10 protein-coding genes are annotated in these 9,442 nt (G+C 62.5%); 1 reads left to right on the forward strand and 9 read right to left on the reverse strand.

The window, feature by feature from the left end; genetic code table 11:
• Window positions 1–61: 61 nt before the first annotated feature.
• The 8 genes from NKH71_RS30370 to NKH71_RS30405 form a co-directional block, all read right to left on the reverse strand.
• Window positions 62–892: a BtpA/SgcQ family protein gene (locus NKH71_RS30370; RefSeq protein ID WP_352483923.1), complete on the reverse strand. Its 831-nt coding sequence runs from the start codon at window positions 890–892 to the stop codon at window positions 62–64.
• Window positions 889–1,797 carry a ribokinase gene (locus tag NKH71_RS30375; protein ID WP_352895842.1) on the reverse strand — a complete coding sequence of 303 codons (909 nt, stop codon included), beginning with the start codon at window positions 1,795–1,797 and terminating at the stop codon, window positions 889–891. The genes NKH71_RS30370 and NKH71_RS30375 overlap by 4 nt, the downstream gene beginning before the upstream one ends.
• Window positions 1,798–1,800: 3 nt before the next feature.
• On the reverse strand, window positions 1,801–2,571 hold the full coding sequence (locus NKH71_RS30380) for a glutamine amidotransferase (protein WP_352496441.1): 771 nt from the start codon (window positions 2,569–2,571) through the stop codon (window positions 1,801–1,803).
• A 27-nt stretch (window positions 2,572–2,598) separates the two neighbouring features.
• Entirely contained in the window at window positions 2,599–3,687 is a 1,089-nt protein-coding gene (locus tag NKH71_RS30385) for a phosphotriesterase family protein (RefSeq protein ID WP_352496442.1), read from the reverse strand.
• A gap of 4 nt (window positions 3,688–3,691) precedes the next feature.
• Window positions 3,692–4,696 (reverse strand): ABC transporter permease, encoded by a 1,005-nt coding sequence (locus tag NKH71_RS30390; protein ID WP_352483919.1) that lies wholly within the window; start codon window positions 4,694–4,696, stop codon window positions 3,692–3,694.
• Window positions 4,693–5,490 carry an ATP-binding cassette domain-containing protein gene (locus NKH71_RS30395; protein ID WP_023721835.1) on the reverse strand — a complete coding sequence of 266 codons (798 nt, stop codon included), beginning with the start codon at window positions 5,488–5,490 and terminating at the stop codon, window positions 4,693–4,695. The genes NKH71_RS30390 and NKH71_RS30395 overlap by 4 nt, the downstream gene beginning before the upstream one ends.
• Window positions 5,491–5,564: 74 nt before the next feature.
• The gene (locus NKH71_RS30400) at window positions 5,565–6,503 is read right to left on the reverse strand and encodes an ABC transporter substrate-binding protein (RefSeq protein WP_352496444.1); all 939 of its coding nucleotides are present in this window, start codon (window positions 6,501–6,503) and stop codon (window positions 5,565–5,567) included.
• Window positions 6,504–6,619: 116 nt separating this feature from the next.
• Window positions 6,620–7,231 carry a cupin domain-containing protein gene (locus tag NKH71_RS30405; protein ID WP_352895845.1) on the reverse strand — a complete coding sequence of 204 codons (612 nt, stop codon included), beginning with the start codon at window positions 7,229–7,231 and terminating at the stop codon, window positions 6,620–6,622.
• A 1,333-nt stretch (window positions 7,232–8,564) separates the two neighbouring features.
• Here NKH71_RS30405 and NKH71_RS30410 point away from each other — a divergent pair.
• Window positions 8,565–9,146 carry a sulfocyanin-like copper-binding protein gene (locus NKH71_RS30410; RefSeq protein WP_352496445.1) on the forward strand — a complete coding sequence of 194 codons (582 nt, stop codon included), beginning with the start codon at window positions 8,565–8,567 and terminating at the stop codon, window positions 9,144–9,146.
• A 101-nt stretch (window positions 9,147–9,247) separates the two neighbouring features.
• Here NKH71_RS30410 and NKH71_RS30415 read toward each other — a convergent pair.
• Window positions 9,248–9,442, reverse strand: a 195-nt coding sequence (locus tag NKH71_RS30415; protein ID WP_352895848.1) for a hypothetical protein, incomplete at its 5' end; no start/stop codon positions are given.

Below are 9,442 nucleotides of genomic sequence, written 5' to 3' on the forward strand. Positions count from 1 at the left end.
AGCTCCCGCCCCCTCGCGCGGGTGACTGCGGCCCTTCGGTGCGGTGGGGGGTTGAAGTCAGCTATCGCCTCAGACCACCCATGAACGCCTTTACTCGAGCAGAGTCGACTTGGTTCCACCAGACGCCGTCGTGCTTCAGCGCGCTGGCGATGATGACCCCGTCGACAATGGCGAGGATATCGTTGGCGTTGTCCGGCGTCACGCCGCTGCCGACCAACGTCGGCAGGCCGGCGGCCTGCTTGATCATGCTTATGTAGCCCAAATCCGCGGCGTGGCCGGTGCGCTGGCCGGTGGCGATGATGGCGTCGGCGTCGAAGAAGACCAGGTCTTTGACCAGTTCCTCCACTGGGCGGTCGGCGACGATGGCGTGTGCGCCGTGCTTGACATGGGCATCGGCGAAAATGCGGATGCCGTTGGCGCGCAGCCTGGCGCGGTAGCGTGCCGCACGGCCCGATTCGCCTTCGACAAAGCCCTCATTGGCGACATAGGCATTCGCCCACTGATTGACGCGGACGAAGCCGGCGCCGGCGGCGCTAGCGATCGCCAAGGCCGGGATGGCGGCATTGGCCAGCACATTGATGCCGATCGGCTTGCCGAGCTCGCGGCGGATGCGGTCTGAGACGACAGCCATATAGGCCGCCGTCTCAGGTCCGATATCGTCAGGCTTGGCGAAGGGGATGTCGCCATGGTTCTCGACGATGACGCCGTCGCAGCCGCCATCGAGATAGGCCCGGGCATCGTCGAGCCCGCGCTGGTAAATCGCCTCGATCGCCTCGCCATCATAGCGCGGCGCGCCGGGCAGCGGCGCCAGGTGAACGACGCCGATCACCACCTTGGTGCGGCCGAAAAGGTCCACGAGCGCGTCGCCGCCGGATTGGCCGATCTGGGTCATGAGAGCTCCATTTGATCGATGAGCGCCGCCATCTCGGAGGCGGAAGGACAGGATGCCAGCGTGCCCGGCCGTGTCACGGCGATTGCGGCGGCGGCGAGCGCCAGCTCCAGTGCCGAGGTGACCGGCATGCCCCGGGCAAGCCCGCCGGCCAGACAGCCGCAGAACACATCGCCGGCGCCGCTGGTGTCGAGTGCTTCGACGCGCGGCGCCGGCAAGCGAAGCGGTTCCGTCTGGTCCGGACCAAGCACGAGACAGCCTTCGCCGCCGAGCGTGATCACGACAATACCTGCGCCTCTGGCCGCCAGCGCCCAGGCGGCGGCTGCCATATCGCTCTGGCCGGTCAGGGCTTGCGCTTCGGATTGGTTGACCACCAAAACCTCCGCCAGTCCGAGATCGGGCACAGATGCCGCATCGATGGGGCTGGCGTTGAGGACGGTGCGCGCGCCGTTTTCCATTGCTGCTCGGAGGCAGGCATTGGTCGCGGCGAGGGGCAAATTTCCCTGGCAGACGAGCATGTCGCCGGGCGCGATCCAGCGGGCAAGCGCAGTTTGTTCTATCGGATCGAACGCTTCGCTGCAGGCGACGCCGCTGACGATGAAATTCTCTCCGCCTCGATCGACGACGATGGTCGAGCGGTCACTCGGCAGCTCGAATTGGCTGACCTCAAGGTCGGACAGCTCGTTGTCGAGGCGGCTCCTGATCCATGCGCCAGCTGGGTCCTTGCCGAGCGCCGTCCAGAACGTCACCTCTGCACCAGTCCGTGCTGCTGCGACTGCCTGGTTGGCGCCCTTGCCGCCGAGCCCGTCGGCATAGCTCACGGCATTCAAAGTCTCGCCCGCGGCCGGGAAGCGGCCGACGCGAAACATGGTGTCGACGCAGGCATTGCCGACGACGTGGACGCGCATGGCTCAGCTCTCACCGGTCGCCCAGCCCAGCATCTGTTCGAACAGGGTCTTGTAGCCTGGCCAGGCGATGAACTGCGGCGGCAACCAATGCGGCCCGACATCGGATGTCCAGGCCACGGTGCGGCCCTTGCCATAGTGGCCGGTGACGAGCAGCGGCAGCGAGCCATAGTCCGACGACACGGCAGCCAGAACTTCCGCACCGTCCTTCAGCCTCACCTCGTTGAAGCCGAGCAGGATCGGCCAGTCCGAACCAAGGCCCCTGAGGATGGGATGTGTCGACCCTGGTTTCGGTACGGGCGCAAAACCTTCCGGAACCTCGACGCGGTCGTCATAGGCCAGGCAGTTCACAGGCAGCACGTCCTCGACCGGCGTCTTGCGGTAGCGCGCCCCGCCGTTGATGCCCTGGAAACTATAGTAGCCGCCGAACATCAACAGACCGCCGCCGCCGCTGACATAATCGCGCAGCAGGCGCAGGCGGTTCGGTGTCGGCTTCGAGTGGACCCAGGTGTCGGGATGCAGCAGCAGCGTGTTGGCGCCGATGTCGGATAGCACGACCGCGTCATAGGCCGACAGCGCCTCCATCGTCTGCGGAAAGCCGCGCTGCGCCTCATGCGCCGGCATGAAGGTGACGTCGAAATCGGTCGCCTTCAGCGCGCCCAGCAATTCGTCGGCGCCGGTGTGGTAGGTGACGGTCGGAAACTGGTCAAAACCCTTGATATGGGTCGCGGTCGACACCCAGGATTCGCCGGCAAGCAGGATCTTCTTCTTGGACATTTGAACTCCCGTGTAATTCCAGGCCGCTTACAGCCGCGCGAATACGCTTTTCGGATTGGCGATCAGCATGCGGTCGATGGCCGCCTGCTCGACGCCGTGGCGTTTCAGGCGCGGTATGAAATGCTTCAGGATATAGCCATAGCCGAAGCCGCCGAAGCGCGTCAGCATGATCTTGAGGAAGACATCCTGCGACAACAGCAGGCGGTCGCCGAAACCGGCCTCGACAAGGGCGGCGATGGCGCGTGCGTTCTCCTCGTCGGAGGGCGATTGCGCGTCCTGGTCGGCATAGTAATAGTCCATGCCGATCATGTCGTATTCGAGGAACGCGCCGCGCCGGGCGAGGCTTGTCTGGTAGTCGGGGTCGTCGTGGCTCGGGTTCATGTGACAGAGCACGGTATGGCGGAGATCGGCGCCCTCGGCCTCGACGATATCGAGCACCTCGTGCGCCAGCCGCTCCCAGCCCGGCAGATGGATCGACAGCGGCACGCCGGTGATGCGCGAGGCGCGCGCCGAAGCTGTCAGCGACTTGCGCTCCTCGGCGGTGAAATCCTTGCTGACGCCGATCTCGCCGATCAGCCCGGCCATGATCGGCGGCTGCGTCTCGCCGCCGCCGACATCGTTGACGATGAATTCGGTCACCGCGTCCACATCCATGGCCTTCAGCCATTCGGGATGGGTGTGCTCGAGATAGAAGCCGGTGCCCATGACGATCTTCAGGCCGGACATGCGGCTGATACGGGCGAGCTTTTCGGGATCGCGGCCGATGCCGATATTGGTGGCATCGACGACGGTGTGGCCGCCCAGTGCGCGATAGCGCTGTAGCTCTGACAGCGCCAGGTCGGCGTCGTCGAGCGAAACGTTGTCGCGGTTGACGTATGGGTTCATTCGCAACTCGCCGATGATCTCGATGTTCACCGGCTGCTCGGCGACCGCCATGTCATCGGGATGGCAGGGGCATTTCCAGCTGCGCGCGCCATCGAGCAAGATGTGCTCGTGCATCAGCGTGATGCCCATCTCCTCGACCGGAACCGGGCCGAGCACGGTCATCACATGGCCGGTTTCGACCCCGATCGCCAGCCGCTGGCCGGGCACCGCGTCATCGAACAGACCGCCCATCGGCTCAACGGCTCCGCACGGCGCCGCGGAACAGGCGGAAGTTCAGCCAGATGGCGACCAGGATGATCGTTCCGGTGACAATCGGCGTCAGGAAAGGCGACAGATGCGCCAGGATCAGGCCGTTGCCGATGACGGCCACGGTCAGCGCGCCGAGCACCGTGCCAATGATCGTTCCGCGGCCGCCGAACAGGCTGGTGCCGCCGAGCACGACGGCGGCGATGACTTCCAGCTCGAAACCCTGTCCGGCATTCGAAGATCCCGATCCAAGCCGGGCAGCAATGATGATCCCGGCAAGGGCTGCCGCGGTGGCGGAAATCACATAGACGAAGAGCGTCGTCTGCCGCGTGTTGACGCCGGCGCGCCGCACCGCCTCAGCGTTGGCGCCGATGCCGGTGACATAGCGGCCGAACGGCGTCTCGTTGAAGGCGAGATAGGCGATGGCCAGGATCGCCAGCGCGATCAGCGCCGGCACCGGCACGCCAAGGAACCAGGCACGGCCCAGCACGGTGAAAGCGCTTCCGGGCTCGATCGGGATCGAATAGCCGCCGGTGATCAGCAGCGCCACGCCACGGATCACCGAAAGCCCGGCAAGCGTGACGATGAAGGACGGGATGCCCTCATAGGCGACGAAATAGCCTTGCACCGCGCCAAGCAGGGCACCGAGCGCCAACATGGCGAGGATAACGACTGACCATGGCAGGCCGAACTGCAAGAGCGTCGCCGACAGCGTTGCCACCAGCGCCAGTACCGAGCCGACCGAAAGATCGATGCCGCCAGTGGTGATGACGAAAGTCATTGCCGCGGCGACGATCAGCAGCGGCGCCGACTGCCGCAGGATGTTCAACAGATTAGGCGACGTCAGAAAGGCGTCGGTCGCCACCGAGAAGATGATGCAGACGACCAGAAAGAACAGCGCGATCGAGACGACACTGCCATTGGCGAGCAGCGCATCGCGCCAGGTGCCCTTGCGCACTCGTGAGGGCTGGGCAGCGTGGATCGCATCGCTCATGCCGGCGCTCCACCGCGATAGCCGTTGGTGGCGGAACGCGCACTGAATTTGCGGCCGACGATCAGATTGACCACGTCCTCGATATTGGTCTCGCCGATCAGCCGCTCGGCGACATTGCGCCCTTCATACATGACCTGGATGCGGTCGCAGACGAGGAACAGGTCCTGCAGCCGGTGGGTGATCAAAATGACGCTGACACCGCGCGCGCTGACCGCGCGGATCAGTTCGAGCACCGCCTCGACCTCGGCCACCGCAAGCGCTGCCGTCGGCTCGTCCATGATCAGCACGGCCGGCTCGAACGAGGCGGCGCGGCCGATGGCGATCGACTGGCGCTGCCCGCCGGAGAGGTTTTCGACCTTGAGCCGCGTGTCGGCAATGACGATACCGAGCCGATCGAGCATCTGGCGCGTCTCGTCGTGCATGCGCTTCTTGTCGAGAAAGGAAATGCCGGCGATGCGGCGGCGCGGCTCGCGGCCGAGAAACAGATTGCCGGCGACATCGACCGTGTCGCAGAGCGACAGGTCCTGGTAGACCATCTCGACGCGCGCCGCACGTGCGTCCGCCGGCGAGCTGAAGATCACCGGCTTGCCGTCGATCTCGATGGTGCCGGCGTCGGGAACCACAGCCCCCGACAGCACCTTGCTCAATGTCGACTTGCCGGCGCCATTGTCGCCGACCAGCCCCAGCACCTCGCCCGGCTTCAGCGTCAGCGACACATCATCGAGCGTCTGGATGGCGTTGTAACGCTTTGAGATGCCGCTCATCCGCACCCGATAGGTCTGGCCACTGCTCATCTGGGATTCCACGCGATTGCCAGGTATCCGCGGCGCAGCTTCAGGCGGCGCCGCGGCTCGGTCGCCGACGCAGTTTACTTGAACATCGCGCGGTATTGGTCGACATTCTTCTTGGTCACGATCGTCACCGGGATATTGATGATCGGGTCGATTTTCTCGCCCTTCTTGAGCTTGCCCAACGCTTCGACCGCGGCCTTGCCTTCGCCTGCCGGATCCTGCTGCACGACCGCCACCACCCAGCCGTCGTCGATGCCCTGAACGGCCTGCTTGGTCAGATCCCAGCCGAACACCTTGACGTCGCCGGTGCGGCCCTGGCTGGTCACAGCCGAAACGGCGCCGAGCAAGGCGGGTTCGCCGGTTGCATAGAGCGAGTTCATGTCCGGATTGGCGGTCATCAGGTTTTCCGAAGCGCTCAACGCGGTCTCCTGAACGTTCTGGCCGTCGACCGTGTCCAGGAAGGTGACGGCCTGGCCGCTTTCGGTCACCGCCTTCTTGAACCCGTCGAGCCGCTGGTTCTGGATGAATGAATTGAGTGCGCCGACGATGCCGATCTTGGCCTTGCCGCCCATCTCGGTCTTCACATAGTCGGCGTAGAATTTGCCGATGTCCTCGCCGGCCTTGGTGTTGTCGACGCCGATGAACGAGATATTGTCGCCGTCGGGGATCTGCGCGTCGATGGCGATGACGGGAATGCCGGCCGCCTTGGCCGCGGTAATCGCGGGCTTGACGCCGTTGACGTCGATGGCAACCAGAATGATGCCGTCGACTTTCTGCGTGACGTAGTTCTCGATCGCGTCGTTCTGCGCGCTTGGCACATTGTTGGCGTTGAAAATGACCAGCTTGGCGCCAGCGGCGTCGGCTGCCTTCTGCGCGCCCTCGTTGATCTGGTTGAAGAACAGGGCCTGCTGGTTGATGTTGACGAGTGCGAACGTATCGGCAAGCGCCGATCCCATGGCTGCCGAGCCCATGGCAATGGCGGCGGCACAGCCGGCGAGAAGTTTGAACAGACGCATTTTCGGTTCCCCTTGCTTGCGGACCAGACCGGCTGGTTCCCGTTGGTGCTACAGGCACGAGGCAAGCATTCAAGAGACTTGAATATTTGTCAATCCAAATGAACGCTGAGCGTTGCTCAGAAAGTCGCCGGCGTGTTGACCCAGAAGATGCTGGCGCGTTCCTTGCCGATATTGCGGTAATGATGTGGCAGCTCCGACCTGAAAACGAAGGCATCGCCGGTGGCGAGAGCATGTCGCTTGCCGTCGACGATCAGTTCGACCCGGCCGGCGAGCACGTAGCCGACTTCCTCGCCGGCGTGCTGAATCGGGCCTTCGCTCTCGCCGTCTGCCTCGATGTGATGGATGTTGCATTGTAAGAGGTGGCCAGGCGAATACGGAATGATGCGTTCGAGCGAAATGCCCTCGCCACGCCGTAGCGCGTCGAGCGCAATCAAAGGCCTTGCGCCCGCCCGGAATACGATCGCCTCGTCGTCATCGACTTGCTCGAACATCCAGCCGATGTTGGTGTCGAGAACCTCGACCAGACGGTGAAGCATGGGCAGAGACGGCGAAGCCTTGCCGTTCTCGATCTTGGACAGCAGGCTTTCCGAGCAATTCGCAGCCGCGGCCAGGCTCTTCAGCGTCATGCCGCGTGTCTGGCGGGCGAGGCGCAGTCGAGTTCCAAGTCTCGCGGCATTTACGGTGGCGTCCGTTTCCGACTCTGGCCGCCGTCGATCGATTTTATTCATCTGTTCGCCAACCATTCACGGTCAAGGGCAACTATCGCGCGAGCAAAAGACCTCGGCCGACGATTTGCAAGTGCTGATGCGTCAAATTCGAGACTGCAGCCGTAGCTCCGGCCTCTGGCGAATGCTGCTCTCGCATGAACCGTGCTGATGATCCCGCGCCAGTTACCCCTATCGCTTGGCTGTCCATCGTGGTCGAAATCGCCAGCCGTTACCGCGTTGCGTCTCGTGGCGAGTGGACTTGGACAATACGGGCAAGGCGGGCCACACAGCCAATCTACACAACCACGGCCATGCCGACACGATAAAATCTGGACTGTCACCGAATTTGCGGAGTCCGCTGGAAGTCACCCGCGGCAGCGCCCCATGGAGTTGCTCTCGGTAGCGGCGATGTACTCAATGAAATCCCTGAGGCAGTCGCGCACCGCCTGAGCTTCGACAATTTTGAAGAAAGTCCAACAGAATTAATGGACTAGCACCTTGCGGATGTGAATCGCGGAAGCGACGCGCGGTTAATGCTTTAGAAGTATAGACACATCGACACGAGGTGCGAAGAAGCAACGCCAATACAGCTGATTGGTTACGACATATTTATTTTCGCAGATATGGTATTGCCCGTCCGGGGATTGCTGCACACGGTCCCGTGGGATGGTGAAATTATGCGGCAAATAAGTATACCCACCGTCTACCCTGGACCGCACCGAAGACCGAGGTACGGCGCGGCAATCAGAACCACCGCAGCACTTGAATTTGGTCTGTGGGTCAATCTTGTCTTCGTACCAATCATGGGCGTTAGCGGCTGTTGCGGCGGCGATACACATAGCCGTGAAGATGAGCCTTCGCATGGCATTCCTCAAGTATCTGGCAGGCGCTGCTCGTTCGGTTTTCCATATATATTAGCGTTCCATTGAAAATACCATTGGCCCCCGACCGACTGACGCAGCTCCAGCGAGCGACGCTCGCAACTGAAGGCCGCATTGGGTCACGTCAGGACGACACTTGCGCCGGACAAAAGGTCTGCTCGTGTCGCTCCGGGTTAGAAAAGCATCTGTCCGCTTTCCGGCCCGAAGGAGACCTTTGCCGAGCGGCGATCAGCCTGGCGGGATAACCTTACCCTCCTTCGCTTTTCGGCGGCAGACATCGGCCTGTGCGAGGTGGGGCGTTCGCTTGGGGGCGCCTCCGGCGACGGCGAGTTTTGTTCCGTTCCGCCAAAAGGGGGTTTGCTGGTGTGGATCTTGTTTTGGGGGTATTCTCTTCGTTGAGGGATAGGCCTAGTCGATTTCGATTACGGTCGCTTAAGCTTGGCCGCTCCGCTCGGGAGGAGCCTCTGATTGCGATGGCGCGCTTTGCCCACCTTGCCCTTCTCGCCTTTGGATTGTTGCCTGGAATTGCGCTGGCTGGGGAGCCTTTCGTCCCGAGCTGGATCAAAAACGATCCGGCAGCCAAGACGGTGGCTATAGAGATTGTCGCCGATTGGAACCAAGTCGAGCGGTACCGCAGGGACAACATCCGGACCGACATTATCGACTTCAACGGCTACTGGGACGGCAATCTCACGATCATCGTGCCAGACGAATGGTCGGTACAGATCGAGTTCATCAATGGCTCTTCGAATTTCAGGCACGGTCTGATGGTGACCAGGGTCTATGCTCGGTCGGAGATGCCAGTGAAGTTGGAGGCTGAGGATGCGATTTGGGGGGCGTACACCGCTCCGCTAGAGGGGATTAAAATTAATGAGAAGAGACAACTCAACTTTGTTGCCCAGCAGGCGGGGAACTATTTCCTCGCCTGTCCGAGACAAACACACCTGATGGACGGACACTGGATCGGTTTCGAGGTGAGAGGCAATCTTGTGCGGGCCGTGGCAATCGTCCATGAAGACAAGTTTCCGCAGGAGCAGCCCCCAGGACGCCCATAGGGTTGCGCGAGCGACCAGCGCTATGGCTGCGTCGTGGAGATCATTGCAAATCCGTGGCGGCTTATCTTGAAACTCGAAAGTCTGGCCGCGCCCCGACCGGTCTAGAACTGCCCCTGGTTGCCAAGCCACCAGGTCCAAGCTGAGGCATCCAAACAAGCCTTTGGCGCAGCCGGAGCATCGGCGAGGGCTATTTGGGATAGTGTCCTGAAGGTTCTGCAAAAAGTTTTGGAGAGAGAACGGCGCTTGCTCTGAAGGGCGAGCGGCCATGGCACGGTGGTGACGTTGCAATCACCGAT

Source organism: Mesorhizobium sp. M0983 (assembly GCF_040318975.1).
GTDB lineage: Bacteria > Pseudomonadota > Alphaproteobacteria > Rhizobiales > Rhizobiaceae > Mesorhizobium.